We start from the raw sequence: 17,468 nt of genomic DNA on the forward strand, positions 1-17,468 counted from the left end.
GAAGGGATGTTCAAAAAAATTATTGATTCTTTATTAGGAAAGAAAAAATATCGTTCGTATTCTAGTAGTGATTATCGCCATAGAGGTCGCTCTTATTCAAGTAGCGATTATAAACGACGTTCATCTGGTTATGGGCATCATCATTATAAAAGAAAACGTAAAAGCCGTAGCTTCTTTTCAAGTAGCTGATGAAATGGCGTCGTATACTAGCTTTATTTGATAGACCACTGCGAAAAAATACAATTGTTGCAGAACGTTATAAAATTGAATCAGTAATTGGAATGGGCAGTTATGGGGTTACATATGTCGTTAATGACTTACAAATAAATAGATATAAAGTCTTAAAACAATTAAGACAAAGTAAACAAAGATATGAGTCTGGAAGAAAATCATTTGAACAAGAGAAAATGATTTTACAAATATTAAATCATCATGCAATTCCTAGTTTATATGATCATTTCGTATGGGAGAAAAAAAGCTTTTTTGTGATGGAATATATGCCTGGTAAAAATTTCGAAGATTATATTTTCTTAGATGGGTATGTATATACGGAACATGAAGTTTTAAAAATTTTATATGAAATATTAGAAATTGTATCAGTGTTTCATAGTAAAGGAATTATTCACCGAGATTTACGCATTCCAAACATATTAATGAAAGAAAACGAAATTAGTATTATTGATTTTGGATTGGCTAAATTGAAGGATGAGGATGATGAACGAGCTACAACTTATGAAGGTGAACAAGCTTTGATGCGAGAAGTTCACTTTCGTAGCGATTTTTATGCGCTCGGTCATTTCTCGTTATTTTTATTATATGCAGGCTATGAATCTAATGAAAAACTTGAAAAGCCATGGTATGACGAATTAACTTTGGAAAATTGTAACCGTGAAATGCTTATGCGCATGTTACAAATAAAAACGCCGTACTATGAGAATGTACAAGATTTAAAAAAAGATGTAGCTTTTGCTTTAGAAAGGATGGAGGATCCATGTTTCAAAAGTTTTTAGCAAGCGTTGGTATCGGTAATGCAAAAGTAGATACAGTTCTTGAAAAAGAAGATTATCTTGTTGGAGAAGAGATACACGGGAAGGTTCATATAATAGGTGGTTCAGTTAGCCAACAAATTGAAAGCATTTACTTAACGTTATCAACATCGTATGTACGTGAAGTGGATGATAAAAAAGTAACAGCAACATATGATTTAGAGCGAGTTCGTTTAACAGAACCTTTTTCTGTTGAGCCGAATGAAAAAAGAGAAATTCCATTTTCATTTAAAATGCCAGTTGAAACGCCACTTACTCTTGGAATGAAAACTGTTTGGGTGCATACGGGCCTTGATATTAAACGCAGTATAGATCCGAGTGATCGTGATTACATTCAAGTGTTGCCAAATGGACTATTAAATAGTGTTTTAGAGAGTGTAAATCAATTAGGTTTTAAAGCGCGTCATATAGAATGTGAAGAGTTACCGTATCGATTACGTAAGCAAGTTCCATTCGCACAAGAATTTGAATTTGTTCCGGTTTCTGGAGAGTATTATGGGAAATTAGATGAACTAGAATTATTAATCTTACCAAGCGCTTACGATCGCCTAGAGATTATTATGGAAGTAGATAGAAAATCTCGCGGATTAGCAGGTTTATTTGCAGAAGCGCTTGATCTTGACGAGAAAGTGATTCGCTTTACAGTAACGAATGAAGATATTCCAGCGATGAAAGAAAAAATTAACAATTATATTTTTTAATAAACTATGCATAAAAAAGAAATGGAGAGGAAAACTAAAACAACCGCTCCATTTTTTTGCATAGTGAGGTTATGTATGTGAAACGATATCGACATTTATACTTGTTAAGTTTTACGCTACTCATTTGTTTTGTCGTATTATCACTTTCGTATCATACCGCTTGTATTGAGAAATTTGACAATATAGTCGCACATTTTATTCAAAGTTTTCGAAACGATTACTTGACAGCCTATTTTACTTGGGTGTCTTTTATCGGTTCCAAAAGAATATATTTTCCGTTACTCATCATTCTTGTAATGTATTTTCTCGTTAGAAAAAAGTTGCTTAGTGCATTACTTCTAACAATTAATTATTATGGATCTCGTTATTTAAATAGTATGCTTAAACTATGGTACGAACGAGCAAGACCGGATGTAACGCAGCTTGTTACGGCAACTGGATATAGTTTTCCGAGCGGTCATACGATGAATGCTACTGCTTTTTTAGGATTTATTGCATACGTTACAATTACAGAAGAACGTATTACATTGCATAAAAAATTGTTGATTATTTTTATAGCGAGCTTTGTTGTATTATCTATTTCAGTTAGCCGAATATATCTTGGCGTTCACTATCCATCTGACATATTAGCAGGATGGGCAGCTGGCGGTAGCTGGCTCGTTTTATGTGTTATATTTCATAAAACGTTCATTAAAAAAGAACCTATGTCATAATAGGTTCTTTTTCCATTGGTTCAACATGAATGTGTGCATGGTAAATGCCAAACTTTTTCCGAAGCATAGCTTCGATGTTGTCAGTAATACAATGACTTTCACCAACATCCATACGAGCATCTACCTCAATTGTAATATCAACGTAAGTTTGATTCCCGTACATACGAGCGCGAATATCTACGATGTTTTCCACGCCACCAATATGTTCAATCGCATCAGCGTACTCTTCCATCTTATCTGGATCGATTCCATCCGTTAACATATGTGAAGCTTCTACGAAAATTTCCCATGCAGTTTTACAAATAATAAGACCGACAATTAAAGCGGCAATAGGGTCTAGAATAGGCATTTTGAACTGTGAACCGACAATACCTACTACTGTACCAATACTTACGAGAGCATCTGATAAATTATCCTTTGCAGCGGCTTCTAATGATTTACTTTTTGTTCGTGCTGCAATCTTTTTCGTATACAAATACACAAAGTACATAACGATAGCAGAAAATAAAGCTACCCATGCAGCAAGCACATTAGGCGCTGCTTGTTTCGGATTTAAAAAAGATTGAATGGCACTAATAACAACTTCTAATCCGACCGTTGCCATAATAAAAGAAGCAACAAGTGATGCAATTTGTTCTGCACGCGAATGCCCATAAGGATGATCTGGGTCACGAGGTTTACGAGAGATTTTTAGACCAATTAATATCGCTAAAGAAGCACCGATATCCGTTAAGTTATTTAAACCGTCAGCACGTAATGCGCTAGAGAGGGTAATATAACTGATGATGATTTTCATAGAGGATAAAAATATGTAGGCCATGATGCTGACAATCGCACCTTTATCAGCTTCTTTATGAGAAAGAGTATCCAATTTAATCACTCACCTTTCTACAAGGAATTTCTTTCTATAAATAGAGTATCAAACGAAACTCGTGTGGGTCTATACAAACATTGTTGACGTTTTTTAGCTTTTTAAGAAGGGGATAACAAAGTTTCGTGAAGGAAAAATATGTTGTAAAGTGCAAAGTTCGGGTGTGAACGCGATATTAATCGGGGGGGGTAGGGGAAAGGACATATGAATTAGGATGAATCCGTATACTACACTGCTGAAAGATGATTGGGTAAAATAAAAACCCTCTAAAAAATATTTTTCAGAGGGTTTTAATCTTAGTATGCTTCTAAAAACTCAGTAACTTGCTCTTCAGTTTTTGCGTTAGCACTATGTAAGTGGCCTAGCTTCTCGCCATTTTGATATACAAGTAAACTTGGAATACCCATTACTTGATACTCTTCAGCGATACTTGGGAACTCATCTTTATTAATAGAATACCATTCAAACTTATTGAATTCTTCCATTACATCTCCGATAAAGTTGTCCATACGGACGCAATCTGGGCACCATGTAGTAAAGAACTTAACAACTACTGGCTCCTCGCTTGCGATGATGTCTTTGAATTCCTGTTCTGATTTGATTTCTTTCATGTTTTGTTTCTCCTTTTTCACTATTCATATTTTTAGTTGTTTAGTTGGTGTATTTGCTACGAAATGAAAACTTCTAACGAAATTCTAACGTGAGTTTTCTTTCCGAATCATTCGTTTGCAAATTGATTCACCGAAGTTTCTTGAAGTTCTGATATAACATGTAAGTAGGTATCTAGTTGTGATCCCACTCTTTATGTCCTAATCGTTTATTTAAGATTATTGAGATATACACCTTAAAACCTAGAAACGAGTATTAGGAACCTCACTTTTCTTTATAAGCTTTTTCATGAGCTGTGTCAAACTTCTGAATTGTAAGGTTACTATTATAAACAGGATAAATTAAATTGTATTCATGATAGCCATCGCTATCACGTTCTTTTCCTCAGGTGTTTTAATGAGATGTTAGAGAAGGTAAACAGTGGATGATCATTACTCATAAATTTAATGAGTGAATGAAACAACAAGCAGGAAATTCAAAAAAGATGTAGGGGATGCATATATGAATTTAGAGGAATCGTTATAAGAACTTATTCGTAAAATTGTGAGTGAAGAGATTAGGGCGGTGTTAGCTGAGTTTCAGCAATAATCACAACCAAATAAAGAAATGTGAATAACAAGAGGGGGAATTGCTGCACTGTATATAGTGCAAGAAAAAACATGATGTGGAACGCGAAAGGGATTGTAAGAACATCTTAGGAATTACTTAGCGGTTAAGAAGTCAGAAGGCTAATGCAGATGTGGTAGAAAAAGACCATTATATTATTCTTTCAGAGGGGAGAATTAAGATGTTGAAATGAGTAAAGAAACTGTGTTCAAAAAACGCCCACCCTGCATTGTTTGTGAGAAACAAGAAGGTGAGCTTCACTTAAAAGAAACGAATTGGATTTGTGAAAATTGTGCCCAAATTACGCATGAACAAGGTATTGGAAGAGATACCTATACTCTTTTACACCTTATTCCATAAATAAGAAAGTTGGTGGGCCTCTGATTCAAGGGCTATTAAATGATCATTATTAATAGAGTTATTCGTAAACATTCTGTTCTTTTGGATGTTAAGGACTGTATAATTCACATCTTTATATTCATTTGAAAATGTTGATTCATTTAATAATGTCAGTGTTGAGTTGATGTTATATTTATCAATTCGCTCTTTTTTTCCTTTGAAAAATAGTTTAATAAGATGCGGCTCATCATTAATGAGCAAACCGAGTTCAGGTGATGAGCGGACGATTAAATTATCTGATAACCAATGTGATTTACCTGGATCAAACCAAGAAACCTCTTTGTTTTTAATAAATTTTTTGTACTGTTTTATAACATCAATGTAGTTTTGCTTTTTCTTCTGGTCAACAGTTTGTACAAATGTTTCAAAACAGTCAAAAGGTAGTTCGTTTTTATGAAATTTAATAATAGTTTCTCGTAATTGTTTCCAGTAATCAAAAACCGGGTGATATTCAGGTTGAGATTTTAGATTCTTTACAAAATTTGTTTTAGCTGCACTACTCTTCAGTGTAAAGTCTAAAAATTGTGTAAGTCCCACTTTAATTTCCGCCATGTTACACCCCCTTTCTAAACATTACCAATTCGATATTGGAAAGGGAAATCCTGCATTTTTAAGGCGGTGAGTGAAGCGCGCTATCGTTAAAATGACGAATAACGTGTTTTTTTATTTTCTTTATAAAGCGATGCATAGTCATTGATTTACAGATGGGTGTTACGTCAGCATAGTGTTTTGATAAATAATAAAATGGTTATAAGGCGGAAATAAAAAAATGTAATTTTACGAAAAAAGGTCCTGTTGTTTTCAACAGGACCTTTCCTAAAATGGCAAAGAGTAACTCTTACCTTACTCTTCTCGTATATAATACTTGAAAAAGATAGATGTGTATACAACAAGATATTCCAATATAATTATTCGAATATAGTGTTTAAAAGTAAAGGGGTGGAATTTAAAATAAGGAATTAAATTACAAATGTTGATTTATCAAGTGATTGGAATGAATTTCTATCGAAGTTTAGTAAATAAAATGATATTGAGATAATAAGATATGTAATTTTGCATATCAGACTTTTTAAAGTGAACAAGGTTATAAAATATATAAATGTTACGGAAGTTGAGGAGGTAAATACTGAAGATATATTTGCTTTTTACTGTAATAAATAAATTCATTTGAATAGAATCGAAAAATAGAGATTTGCCTTAGTCATTTATGAAAGTCAAGAATATTTATAACAAAAGGAGTAAATACACAGGTCCGATTTTTGTAATGATGGAGGGAATTGATGTGGATATAACTCAAAGTATGGCGCGAATAGTGGTTAATGGGAAGGATCTTCCGTTTATTTCAGTTAGAACTTCGGTATGGAATCAAGGGCCTGCAAATGATTTAATTGTTTCGACAAACTTGAGGATCGAGGAGCTTTATCAGTTTATGTGGTCGCAAGTACCAGTAATGCTTGCGATGTATTTTCTTCAAGGGGCGGACTTAATGCGGTTTGCTAGAATTAATGGGATTAATCAAAGGGCACCGGGGGAATATATATACCATTTCACTTGGGGTTAAAATGAATGTAAAGTAGCATAACAGCTGCTTTTTTATTTTGCAAAGGAATTTAGAAGGTGATGAATAGGAGGTTAGAAAAATCAGATTAGAGCGTGATATAGGTAATTTGTGATTAACGAAAAGTACATAAGGGGACCGCTATGAATATAAAATTTTTAAGGAACATAAAAAATAAAAAACAGAGAGACATATTTTTTGTCTCCCTGTTTTTTTATTCGCAAATAGTTCCAGTTGCTATACCAGTTGGAGCAACGCCTACTGGAACTGTATCTATAACCGTATTTGTAGAAGTATTGATAACAGAAACAGTATTGCTACCTTGGTTTGTAACGTAGGCGAGAGTACCATCCGGTATGATGGTTACTTGATCTGGGGATGAAGCAACAAGAATTGTATCAATTACAGTATTTGTTGCCACACTTATTACCGATACATTATTACTAACTTTATTTACAACGTAAATACGAGTGCCATCTGGTGTAATATCTATACCAACCGGTTCAGAACCTACGCTAATTGTATTAATAACGGCATTAGTAGCGGTGTCAATAACAGAGACAGTATTGCTGTTTTGATTTGTGACATACGCACGAGTACCATCTAGTGTAAAGACGATTATTCTAGGACGTATGCCAACAGAAATGGTAGTGCTAACTGTATTAGTAGCAGTATTAATAACAGAAATATTGTTGCTTAATTCGTTTGCAACATATGCAAAGGTTCCATTTGGAGAAACAGTGATTCCTTGCGGATCGTTACCAACAGGGATGGTATCAATAACCGTGTTAGTAGCGGCATTAATAACAGAAACATCATCACTTGCGTGGTTTCCAACATAAACAGTTGTGTTATCTGGTGAAACAGCTACGCCAATTGGATCAGCCCCAACCGGAATGGTAGCAATAACTGTATTAGTAGCAGTATCAATTACAGAAACGGTATCAGAAAAAATGTTAGTAACATAAGCACGAGCGCCATTTGGTGAAACTGTTACTTCAAGAGGTGCATTACCTACAGTAATTGTATCAACCACTGTATTTGTTCCGGTGTTAATTACAGATACTGTATCATTTGTAGGGTCATCTATGAGTCCTGCATTTGTAGCATATACTAGGAAATTACATGCAGGCCCAGTCGGCCCAGTCGGTCCGGTTGGCCCAGTCGGTCCGGTTGGCCCAGTCGGTCCGGTCGGACCCGGTGGACACTCACAATCGCCAGTCGGTCCGGTCGGACCCGGTGGACACTCACAATCGCCAGTCGGTCCTGGTGGTCCTTCTGGCCCTTGAATACCTTGCACCCCTTGAGGTCCAGTTGGCCCTTCTGGTCCATCCGGTCCTTGCATTCCTTGCACCCCTTGAGGTCCAGTCGGCCCTTCGAGTCCTTCTGGTCCTTGAAGCCCTTGCACCCCTTGAGGTCCAGTCGGTCCTTCTGGTCCATCCTGCCCTTGAATACCTTGTACCCCCTGAGGTCCAGTCGGCCCTGGTGGTCCAGGAACTCCCATTCCAGTCCCAGAACCAGTGGGTCCTGGTGGCCCAGGCGGTCCTTGAATGCCTTGCACCCCTTGAGGTCCAGTCGGTCCTTCCGGTCCCTCTGGTCCTTGAAGCCCTTCCACGCCTTGAGGCCCAGTAGCTCCTGCAAGTCCCTCCGGTCCTTGAAGCCCTTGCACCCCTTGAGGCCCAGTAGTTCCTTCTGGTCCCTCTGGCCCTTGAATACCTTGCACACCTTGAGGCCCAGTAGCTCCTTTAGGCCCTGGAAATCCTCTAGGTCCAGTAGCTCCAGTAGGACCGGGTGTTCCGATAATATTTAATAGAGAACTATTCAATATTCCTTGCAAAATTAAGTTGAATGTTTGTTGCAACAATGGGTCCGATATATTGGAACAACTAATGAACGAAGATAAATTTTGGAATAGAAATTGAAATAACGCAGAGATTTGAGTAAGAGATGCAGTAGGTAAGGAATTGATTAATTGAGTTATAGTTCGTATAACTAAATTTCTATTTGGAGTATTTGGTTGCACTGTAATGATTAAATCATTTAATGCCTGCAATGCAGATTGGAGTATTTGTATAGTTGTCGGATTTGGCGTGGTAAAGAAAGAAAGGATAGCTTGGTTTAATTGGTTAATTAGGGACAATAATTCTTGTTGCTGAGAAAATGAGAAAAAAACAGGTGTACAACAATTACTTTGATCGCAAGAGGATATAGAAATAAAACAGGGGAATTTGAATTTTTCACACGGATCGTTTGAGTTTTGATTATTTTTCATAGTTACCTCCTTTTTAAAATTTTTTAATCGTTAAGTATGTCTTAAGAATTTGTATATTCTTCTGCATTTAAAGGGCTTGTAAGTATTTGTGTAATGTTCAGGAATATTTTTCTTCTAAGTATATGTTTAGAAAATCGAGACGTTCTTATGGGATGTATAGTCAATACTTGGTTATTAACAGGAAGTGTAAGTAAGGCTACAAAACAAAATGGAAATACATTTTTATTAACTTAAAACATAAAAGGAGTAATGTATTGAGTGTTCTAGTGGAGAAATCATCTAGTTGCAAAAACTATTTTGTATAGGAAATGTAATACAAATATATATATATCTAAAAATCACAACATTCAGTTAATTCGAAATGGTATTTTATGAATATTTTTCTGTTTTATAGAAATAACGATGTGTATTGAGTACTTTAATAAACTGAAGTGTAGAGTTACGCTCAATATATGAGTGTGATTGATAAGAAGATTTCCTATTATAAGACACTCCGTTAAAGGAAGAAAAAACTAAGTGACAGTTTGAATTTTTAACAGGTAGATGTGTGATTGAATAGGATGAAAATAATTACTTAATGTTGGGATAGGTTATAAATGGAGAACCAACTAAAAGAAATATTTGGTGCATTGATAGCAGCTATAGGTACAATAACTTCCGCTATTGGAAGTACACCTTTCTATTTTATAGGTAGTAATGTAAGGAAAGAGTTAAATGTATATGGGAACGTATTACAAGCGGTCGGAAATGCTTTAGAGGCTGATGGTCAAGGAGAAATATCTCTTGAAAAAATCGGGAATGAAATTCAATCAATTGGTAATGTAACTGTAATATCTGGGTTGGTTATTGAGTTTAAAGATGAAACAAAAATTAAATTAGTGATTGCTGGGAATTGGACACAGGCTTTAGGAGGACTTACAGCATTAGCAGATGAATTTGAGGATACTTCAGATAAAGATGAATCTTTAAATATTGTAGGAAACTTACTGCAAGCTACAGGGAATTCATTGCAGGCGATTGGAGGGATTTACGAACTAAAGAGTAAAAGAGAATTACGGCAATTTAGTAAAGAAGATAGATCAAATGATGTAGAGGAAAATTTAGAAACTCAAGTAAATAGCGAACCAGGTGAAAATAAAAAAGGACAGTTGGTAGATATTGCTGGAAGTTGGATACAAGCGGTAGGTTCTGTAATTTCATTAATTGGACAAATACGTGAAGAAAGTGAGGAGTTGGAAGGGAGCGATTAATAGAATAGCTTAAATAATTTTTAATAAAGTAAAAAATTCCTAAAATGAAAAAGGTTAATTTTTACCTTATTTTTTTGATGAACCATTTTTATATAAAAATCATATAATATGTTATAGGACAAGCAACCAGCTTACAATCTATTAAATACTTAAAGAGCTTACCTTTTATATATCTTCGCATCTACTAATCTAGATGCTCTTTTTATCGAACAAAACACCCATTTGGATAGGAGGTTAATAATGGGGATGACATTAGAAGAATTAGAAGAGTGTTATAATAAAGCCTTTATTGAAGGAGCAGAGTACGTAGCTGTTCAGATTGAAATGGATGGATTTCATAGCGATGAAGTAATTATTAACGACAAATACAGTATAGATTCTAAATTAAAGTATTATAAGAAAACATACAATGAAAATTTAGAACATAGATGGATTCCAGGGATTCGTATTGTAGGTTTTGCATATGGCTATTCGTTCTCAGAAATTCTACATGAATTAGGGTTGCTAGTGAAGTAATAATTAAACAAATAGCAGTTATTTTACGCGATGCCGTGATTTTAATGGCGTCTTTTTTTGTTGTGAAGGAAAGATATAAATAAAAAGAGAGCCTAAGCTCTCTTTTGAATAGATACCTAACGTTTATGCACAGATTGGAATTCCTAATGCTATTAAGGTCAACGCTACTTGAAGAGAAAGTTCTAATCTAGCAATTTCGATTCCAGCGACTGAGACCACTAAAAGAGGTTGGCCATTAACGAACAAAACACAACTTTCCATACTTACGCCTCCTTTCCAGTAATCTAATATAGTATATGAACTGAATTATAATACGTAATAGTCAGATTAATGAATTTAATAGAATTGATAATTTAACCTATGGTATAAAAAATTTAATTTGACTAACTGCTCATTTATTAACACCATATATGAAGGTCAAGAATATATTAGGAGTATATAAAAACGTAGGAGTGGTAAATATGTTCTTTGCAAAGTTACGTGGTAGAAATGAAGTTCCACCAGTAGAAACAGATGCTCGAGGAGAGGCTTTCTTTAAATTAAGCCTGGACAAGCTTAGCCTAAAATTCAAATTAGATTTATTTGATATTGAGGATGTAGTAGCTGCCCATCTGCATCTTGGATCAAAAGGAACGAACGGTCCTGTAGTAGCTTTTTTATTTGGACCTATAACAAATCCAGTTTCAATAAAGTGTGCAACTCTTACGGGAGCGATTACTCAAGAAGATTTGGTTGGGCCGTTAGCGGGTCAAACATTAGGTACTCTTGTAAATGAAATCATATCTGGAAACATATATATTAATGTTCATACAGTTCAACATCCTAATGGTGAAATTCGAGGACAATTGAATTATTGTTAATGGATTAATGTAGTGAAAAATAAAGCATCCGTTTAGGGTGTTTTTATTTTGTGGAGGGTGTATAGCAAAGTAATCTATTTTTAGTAATCTTGAACATCCATTTCCGTAACTTGGAAAGTAGTCAAATTTAAAAAGTGATTATCAGAAACTTGTAAATGAAATATGAAAGTGTCACAGATAATAAAAATCTTTAACCCTAATCAAGGTTAATAGATTAACTCTCCGCACCCACTGAAATAAAGGAACATAACATAAATTGTAATTACTTTTACGGAAGTGAGCTGAAAATAATGTTTTATTCGTATTTTGCTAATCAAGCTGGTATGCGACCAGCGTATGGTACATCGATAACGTTTAGCGGAGCACAAAGTACAGTTCAAGCTGTACAACAAGCGTTACAAATGCAACAACAAATGCAAATGCAGCAACAAGGTATCCAGCCATATTATTCATCCATGGATTATTTTTACCCAGTACATCAAATCACACCGTATGGAAGTTCTTTTCTTACTATCCCATATGGAACTGTATTTAATCTATAAATTGAAAGTTTAATCAGCAGGGGGCAGGTATCCCAAATTGATTATTAGCGCTCATCAATTGGACATATATGGGTAACTCGGCTCCTACCTAAATTTCTCGCATGTGCCGAATTTTTGGGGAGGGGTCTTATTACCCGTAAATGGCGAGGTGTATATGCAAGCGTCAAATAGTCCCCGCCTACTAATTGGAAATAACCGATGTGATAATCTACGTACATACTATAAGTGAAGTTTTTTGATGAGAAGATACCGATTAATAAAGAGTGTGAATTATTTTATCATGACAAATGATGGTTAATGGCTCTGTATGAAAGGATATATGAACATATACTTATGCGAATCAGGTCGAGACGCAACAACGAAGTATATCATGCAGTACGATTATCCTTTGATTATTGAACTACAAGAACAGGCGAATATCAGAACTGTTTTTTACTGATTTTGAAGTATATACATTCATAACATCAAATATTTTGTTTATAATTGTAAATAGTTATTGAAATGTATAAATGATGTTTCTTTAAAAAAAAAAAGAAAAAAGGAAAAATAATGCAACTTTTTATTTTGCTTATTCGTGTTATATATGAAAGGAGGAGGGGGATGGAGATTGAAGAAATATATAAGGTTTATATAAACGATGTGTATCGGTATTTATTTTCCCTTTCTCGCAGCCATCACGTAGCGGAGGACTTGATGCAAGAGACTTTTTATCGAGCGTATCTTTATTTAGAAGACTATGAAAATCAAAAGGTAAAATCATGGCTTTTTAAAGTGGCATATCATACGTTTATTGATTTTGTTAGGAAAGAGAAAAAAGTAACTTTTGTAGGAACAGAGGAATTAGAGACAATACAAGCGGAGGAATCTACAGAAGAGTACGTAGTTGCAAAAAATAGTTACGAAAAATTAATTCAGATTATTCATACTTTGCCGGTGGTGGAGGCACAAGCTATTTTATTATGTGACGTACATCAATTAACGTACGAAGAGGGTGCGTCTGTATTAGATTTAAAGTTAAACACGTATAAAAGCCACGTATTTCGTGGGAGAAAGAGATTAAAAGAGTTGTTAAAGGAGGAAAAGAGTCAAAATGACAAATGATAAATCTCATTCTGAACAAGATGATTATAAAGAATTGTTACAAGAAGCTCTTCATCAAAGACCGGCTTCACTTCCTGATGGAAAACAGGAGCAAGTGTTGAAAATAGGTAAAAAAAGAGCACGTATTACGAATGTTTTAATTGTATTTACTTTTTTATTACTTATTCAACCTATTTTATATATATCTACACTCTTATATTATACGTTGGCACCTACAAACGCAATGGAGATACGGAATGTAGTAAATCAAACGTTAAGTGTAACAGAACCAAATGTATTTTTGAAAGATAGGGATATGGAGCAAACATTGTTGCCTCTTAGTTTGCAATTGCATTTTGATTTGTATAAAAGAGTAGGCAAGAAAGATATTCGAATAGGGGAAGAGAAAACAGATTATATATTTAGTAGAGCGACAAAAGTAAGCCGTGAATATACAACAGATGAAAAAATTCCAGAAATCCCATATGTAGATAACGAAGTGTTGTCTCATCCTAATAATTATAATGCGTCCTATAATAGTAGCGAAGAAGCGCAAGTATTAAAGGGTCTGCCGCAAGAATCTGTTGTAGAAGCATTTGTGTCTTTTAGAGAATTATTAAGTGTACAAGAGGTAACAAATATGTTTCCTACTATTGATATTGTGTGGTATGCCGTTAATACAGGATTAGAGGAGAAGCAAATGAATAATGAGGGGATGTATGTAGCTCCGATTGGTTTTCCAGCAGATATAATTTCAAGGCCAAGTGGTGCTTTTGCAAGTGATTCACCTCATGAGGAACAATTTATTGATGTGTTAAAGTCATTACAGAAGCATGAAAATTTAGCAGTGAAGCTATCTAGAGCGAAAGTATTAGAGTTGTCAAAGCGTATTTCTTTCCTTGAAAAAAATGGAGTAAAAACATACGGGGCAGTTGTAACTGGGCCTAAAGTAGAAATTGAAAAATTGATGAGCCACGAAAAAGTTAGAAACTTGAAAGTAGGTGAAGTGAGGTTATGGAATTGGCATTCTTAAAAAAAAGAAAGAATCATATTTATAAACAGGAAACGTGGATGGGGACTATTTCATTAATTATTGCCTTTCTAGCGTTATTGTATTTGAATATTATATTGCTTATTCAAGAAACATTTATAGGTAAAGGTTTTCTGCAAATAGTTGGTATTGGAGTGGTGTGCTCAGTCATAGGTATGATCACAAAAAGAAAAAGTCGAAAATATGCATTGTGGGCATGTAGTTTATTTGTTTTTATGATGCTGTTTTCTGTATTTGGATTTATGCTAGGCTGGATGATAAGCTATGGGCCATAAAAAAAGAGCGAATGTACATTCGCTCTTTTTTATGTATAAAAGTAAACTAGATAAGAGAAGAACTTATCAAATTTGAATTACGCATTATACATCTAGGTTGAAGTTTTATTGATATGTTTTCCACCCACGTATATATAAATAGGCGCAAATTTTGGACTAAAACAATAGCTCGTCCAAACAGTAAGAATCCTCCTTGCATAATATATAGTAATAAGCATGAAAGGGGGACTAGTATGTCTTGTTATTACTACTGTAAGTATTGTAAAGAGTATAAAAAGAAACAGCATGATTGTTGTAAGAACACGAGTAAGTGTAATGACAACAAGGATAACCTTGTTAGGGCATCAGCATTTAGGGCTAGAAATACGGTGAATCAAACGGTTCCTGCCAATACTTTTGTAAAGGTATTGTTTCAAAATGAACAATTTGATTTAGCAAATGAGTATAATCCAGTAACGTCTATATTTATTCCGAAGACTAGGGGAGTTTATTCTATTATTGGAACGATTGGTTTCTTTCCAAACGATCCTAGCTTAAATTATAGAGCTCGTGTAGAAATTCGTGTGAATGGAAACGCAGCAATAGCTATAGATAATGACTTTTTCGGTCCAATAAGTTTTGGAAATGTAGTAAGTGTTTCGACGATTATTGAATTGAATGAAGGGGATCAAGTTGAAATTTATGCACAAAGTAGCGTAGATGGAGTTTTAAGTCCTTCAGAAGACGGTTCGCATTTTGAAGCTGCAAGATTCCCTTCTCCAATTAAATAAAGTCCAGTATACCAAAAATATAGGTTAATCCTCACCAAAATGGTGGGGATGTTTTATTCTATTGAAAATAGTAACTGTTTGTCCAATCTATTCTAATCTATGTAGCATAGTATACAATAATAAGTTTAAAGGGGGACTTACTACGTCTTATTATTACTGTAAGTATTGTAAAGATTACAAAAAGAAAAGTCATGATTGCTTTAGAGAAAATAGTCAATGTGATAGAAAGTATGTAAAAGTGAATTTTTGTGATGATAAAAAAGAAAAGCTTGTAAGAGCGTCAGCATTTAGAGCTGTAAATACAATGAATCAACCTGTTCCGGAAAATACTCCTGTTAAAGTATTATTTCAAAATGAACAGTTTGATCTAGCGAATGAATATAATCCAGCAACATCTATTTTTATTCCAAAGACGAAAGGGGTATATAGTGTATTAGGGAATATAACATTCTCTCCAAATGATTTTAATGTAAATTACAGAGCTAGAGTTGAAATTCGTGTGAATGGAAATCCAGCAATAGCAATAGATAATGATTTCTTTGGGACCGGGGTATTTTTTAATAATGATGTTTCAGTAACGTCTATTCTTCAATTAGAAGCAGGAGATTCAGTTGAAGTTTTTGCTGAGAGCAGTGTTGCTGGAGTAATTGTTCAAAATGTTAATGGTTTGAATACTGTTCATTTTGAAGCTGCAAGATTTCCTTCTCCACTTAAATAACGAATAGAATAAAATACTTTTCAGTAGGTTTAGTTAATCCCCTTTACCAAATGGTGGGGGATTATTATTGTTTTTCTAAAATTATAGTTTGTCTCATGAGAATTTCACATGTTAGGAAGTAAAGTTGAAAGTGCTAGCTTATTATGAGTATTAGATATTCTGCAAGTAATAAAAAGCATACAACGAAACGAGTAAGATGGTTGTAAAAGTTATTTGGTGTTACATTTGCTAGCAGTCTAACGGAATAGAAAAAATATCTTAATTTATGTCCGTATAATAACGGGCTTTTTCTTTACTATATAGAAATTACATATTTAACATTGGTTTGTGTAGGGATTGCTATTGAATGGATAGGAATAACATTAAGGTGATTACACTATATAAAAATAAAATAAATCCTAAGATGAGTAGTATTGGATGTAACTTGAACATATTTGACCTCCTTGAGTATATAAAGATTTTAATACATCTATGGTCAATTTAGAAGGGAAATTAGATGAATCACGCTTGAATGAATACACTAATGTAACAGAGGGGTGAAAGTACAATAAATACAGGAGTATTGTTCAGTACACATTGATTAGATTCTTATAAGTAGCAGGTGGGTTTACCACTAATGAAATATAAAAGTGAACAGGTTTATATGTAGAGGATGAGGGATAAATAAAAAAAGAGCATACACAAACGGTATGCTCTAAAGAAAGATAGGTTTTATGAGTGGATAATCTCCATACGATAATATATGCTCAGTTTATAAAAACGTGTAAAAAATCAATAGATTATCAATGAAATATCATGAAATGAGTAATTGTAGTCTTTTACCGAAGTTGTTTAACTAAATAGCTAGGATTATGAATGGAACAGATTAACAACCGGATAATGATCGCACTTCAGTTTCGTATTTCTTATAGTCTGGATATTGCGTAATAGTTTGACACTTTGGTGTGGAAAGTTGATTAATTATAGAAACATTTGTAATTACCTCGTTACAAGGGCCGAAAAATGTAATTTTTAGTTTTGAATTTGGTGGAACTTTGACCACGATAGGTTTTTCTTTCATGAAATCAGCTCCTAAAACGCAGTATTGTATACTGTGTTTTTATTTAGTTTGTAAAGACGTATGAATATATAATATGAAATTTTTAGTTGAGTTGATAATGATATGGAGTTTTATGGTGTGATCAGATTGTAAAAAAATTAGTAGAAAATTAATTAAAAGATTGTATGTTTTGAAAAACAATATAGATTTTCTTTATTTATATTATAGGTAGCTAGCTAGCTAGTATTAGATATAAGGGACTTTCAATAAAACAAGCTTTAAATATGATTATAAAAAGGAGATGAATTGTACTGGGGTATATTATCGATATTTCAAAATGGAATGGAACTATTGAGTGGGATCTTGCAGCATCTCAGCTAGATTTAGTTATTGCTAGAGTTCAAGATGGTTCGAATACGGTAGATATCGGGCAAAATAATTGGATACTTGAAGAACATGTAACTATTAATTCGCAATAAGTAGTTGCATGTTTTTAAGAATACGTAAAGGGTCATATTACAGATACATAGTAAGATGACCTTTAATATTTGAACAAAAGGAATATGATACTTAGTTTATTCAAATGAAATGA

At 34.0% G+C, this 17,468-nt stretch carries 21 protein-coding genes and 1 pseudogene; 16 read left to right on the forward strand and 6 right to left on the reverse strand.

Annotated features, from left to right (window positions below; all coding sequences use genetic code 11):
* Positions 1-6: 6 nt before the first annotated feature.
* The 4 genes from VF726_RS05800 (at position 7) to VF726_RS05815 (ending at position 2,460) form a co-directional block, all read left to right on the forward strand.
* The gene (locus VF726_RS05800; RefSeq protein ID WP_000473370.1) at positions 7-189 is read left to right on the forward strand and encodes a hypothetical protein; all 183 of its coding nucleotides are present in this window, start codon (positions 7-9) and stop codon (positions 187-189) included.
* Positions 189-1,010, forward strand: a complete 822-nt coding sequence (locus VF726_RS05805) for a serine/threonine protein kinase (protein WP_440166568.1) — start codon at positions 189-191, stop codon at positions 1,008-1,010. The genes VF726_RS05800 and VF726_RS05805 overlap by 1 nt, the downstream gene beginning before the upstream one ends.
* Positions 992-1,747, forward strand: a complete 756-nt coding sequence (locus VF726_RS05810) for a sporulation protein (protein WP_440166570.1) — start codon at positions 992-994, stop codon at positions 1,745-1,747. The genes VF726_RS05805 and VF726_RS05810 overlap by 19 nt, the downstream gene beginning before the upstream one ends.
* Before the next feature lie 77 nt (positions 1,748-1,824).
* A complete protein-coding gene (locus tag VF726_RS05815; protein WP_000833365.1) occupies positions 1,825-2,460 on the forward strand; it encodes a phosphatase PAP2 family protein in 636 nt (211 codons plus the stop codon).
* On the opposite strand, the gene VF726_RS05820 is transcribed toward VF726_RS05815, so the two are convergent.
* Together VF726_RS05820 and VF726_RS05825 are read right to left on the reverse strand one after the other, a co-directional pair.
* Complete coding sequence (locus VF726_RS05820) at positions 2,450-3,331, reverse strand: cation diffusion facilitator family transporter (RefSeq protein ID WP_440166572.1); 882 nt, start codon at positions 3,329-3,331, stop codon at positions 2,450-2,452. The genes VF726_RS05815 and VF726_RS05820 overlap by 11 nt on opposite strands.
* 296 nt (positions 3,332-3,627) lie before the next feature.
* On the reverse strand, positions 3,628-3,942 hold the full coding sequence (locus tag VF726_RS05825; RefSeq protein WP_000658777.1) for a thioredoxin family protein: 315 nt from the start codon (positions 3,940-3,942) through the stop codon (positions 3,628-3,630).
* 793 nt (positions 3,943-4,735) lie between these two features.
* Between VF726_RS05825 and VF726_RS05830 the strand changes: the two genes are divergently transcribed.
* Positions 4,736-4,906: a hypothetical protein gene (locus VF726_RS05830; protein ID WP_440166575.1), complete on the forward strand. Its 171-nt coding sequence runs from the start codon at positions 4,736-4,738 to the stop codon at positions 4,904-4,906.
* Here VF726_RS05830 and VF726_RS05835 read toward each other — a convergent pair.
* Positions 4,889-5,497, reverse strand: coding sequence for a hypothetical protein (locus tag VF726_RS05835; protein WP_440166577.1), 609 nt, complete (start codon positions 5,495-5,497; stop codon positions 4,889-4,891). The two genes, VF726_RS05830 and VF726_RS05835, sit on opposite strands and share 18 nt — an antisense overlap.
* A gap of 655 nt (positions 5,498-6,152) precedes the next feature.
* Here VF726_RS05835 and VF726_RS05840 point away from each other — a divergent pair.
* Positions 6,153-6,506 carry a hypothetical protein gene (locus tag VF726_RS05840; RefSeq protein WP_440166579.1) on the forward strand — a complete coding sequence of 118 codons (354 nt, stop codon included), beginning with the start codon at positions 6,153-6,155 and terminating at the stop codon, positions 6,504-6,506.
* 211 nt (positions 6,507-6,717) lie between these two features.
* Here the strand turns inward: VF726_RS05840 and VF726_RS05845 are convergent, their stop codons facing one another.
* The gene (locus VF726_RS05845) at positions 6,718-8,775 is read right to left on the reverse strand and encodes a collagen-like repeat preface domain-containing protein (protein WP_440166580.1); all 2,058 of its coding nucleotides are present in this window, start codon (positions 8,773-8,775) and stop codon (positions 6,718-6,720) included.
* 596 nt (positions 8,776-9,371) lie between these two features.
* On the opposite strand from VF726_RS05845, the gene VF726_RS05850 reads away from it, so the two are divergent.
* Positions 9,372-10,025 (forward strand): DUF6944 family repetitive protein, encoded by a 654-nt coding sequence (locus VF726_RS05850; protein WP_074565600.1) that lies wholly within the window; start codon positions 9,372-9,374, stop codon positions 10,023-10,025.
* Positions 10,026-10,265: 240 nt separating this feature from the next.
* Positions 10,266-10,541 (forward strand): hypothetical protein, encoded by a 276-nt coding sequence (locus VF726_RS05855; RefSeq protein WP_088298448.1) that lies wholly within the window; start codon positions 10,266-10,268, stop codon positions 10,539-10,541.
* Between the two features lie 123 nt (positions 10,542-10,664).
* Here VF726_RS05855 and VF726_RS05860 read toward each other — a convergent pair whose 3' ends face one another.
* Positions 10,665-10,802 carry a DUF3956 family protein gene (locus tag VF726_RS05860; protein WP_000443219.1) on the reverse strand — a complete coding sequence of 46 codons (138 nt, stop codon included), beginning with the start codon at positions 10,800-10,802 and terminating at the stop codon, positions 10,665-10,667.
* Positions 10,803-11,002: 200 nt separating this feature from the next.
* On the opposite strand from VF726_RS05860, the gene VF726_RS05865 reads away from it, so the two are divergent.
* From VF726_RS05865 to VF726_RS05895, 7 genes are all read left to right on the forward strand, one after another.
* Entirely contained in the window at positions 11,003-11,401 is a 399-nt protein-coding gene (locus VF726_RS05865) for a CHRD domain-containing protein (protein WP_074565599.1), read from the forward strand.
* A 290-nt stretch (positions 11,402-11,691) separates the two neighbouring features.
* Positions 11,692-11,943, forward strand: coding sequence for a DUF3947 family protein (locus tag VF726_RS05870; protein WP_440166584.1), 252 nt, complete (start codon positions 11,692-11,694; stop codon positions 11,941-11,943).
* Between the two features lie 600 nt (positions 11,944-12,543).
* Positions 12,544-13,044, forward strand: a complete 501-nt coding sequence (locus tag VF726_RS05875; RefSeq protein WP_440166586.1) for a sigma-70 family RNA polymerase sigma factor — start codon at positions 12,544-12,546, stop codon at positions 13,042-13,044.
* Complete coding sequence (locus VF726_RS05880) at positions 13,034-14,056, forward strand: anti-sigma factor (RefSeq protein WP_440166588.1); 1,023 nt, start codon at positions 13,034-13,036, stop codon at positions 14,054-14,056. The genes VF726_RS05875 and VF726_RS05880 overlap by 11 nt, the downstream gene beginning before the upstream one ends.
* Positions 14,038-14,349, forward strand: a complete 312-nt coding sequence (locus VF726_RS05885) for a hypothetical protein (RefSeq protein ID WP_440166590.1) — start codon at positions 14,038-14,040, stop codon at positions 14,347-14,349. The genes VF726_RS05880 and VF726_RS05885 overlap by 19 nt, the downstream gene beginning before the upstream one ends.
* Before the next feature lie 233 nt (positions 14,350-14,582).
* Positions 14,583-15,119: a C1q-like domain-containing protein gene (locus tag VF726_RS05890; RefSeq protein ID WP_440166592.1), complete on the forward strand. Its 537-nt coding sequence runs from the start codon at positions 14,583-14,585 to the stop codon at positions 15,117-15,119.
* 106 nt (positions 15,120-15,225) lie between these two features.
* The gene (locus VF726_RS05895) at positions 15,226-15,837 is read left to right on the forward strand and encodes a hypothetical protein (protein ID WP_440166727.1); all 612 of its coding nucleotides are present in this window, start codon (positions 15,226-15,228) and stop codon (positions 15,835-15,837) included.
* Positions 15,838-16,702: 865 nt separating this feature from the next.
* On the opposite strand, the gene VF726_RS05900 is transcribed toward VF726_RS05895, so the two are convergent.
* A complete protein-coding gene (locus VF726_RS05900; RefSeq protein ID WP_440166594.1) occupies positions 16,703-16,897 on the reverse strand; it encodes a hypothetical protein in 195 nt (64 codons plus the stop codon).
* A 290-nt stretch (positions 16,898-17,187) separates the two neighbouring features.
* Here VF726_RS05900 and VF726_RS05905 point away from each other — a divergent pair.
* Positions 17,188-17,328, forward strand: a pseudogene (locus VF726_RS05905) (N-acetylmuramoyl-L-alanine amidase); the annotation flags it as partial.
* Positions 17,329-17,468: the final 140 nt, after the last annotated feature.

Source organism: Bacillus sp. Brlt_9, assembly GCF_051948935.1.
Taxonomy (GTDB): domain Bacteria; phylum Bacillota; class Bacilli; order Bacillales; family Bacillaceae_G; genus Bacillus_A.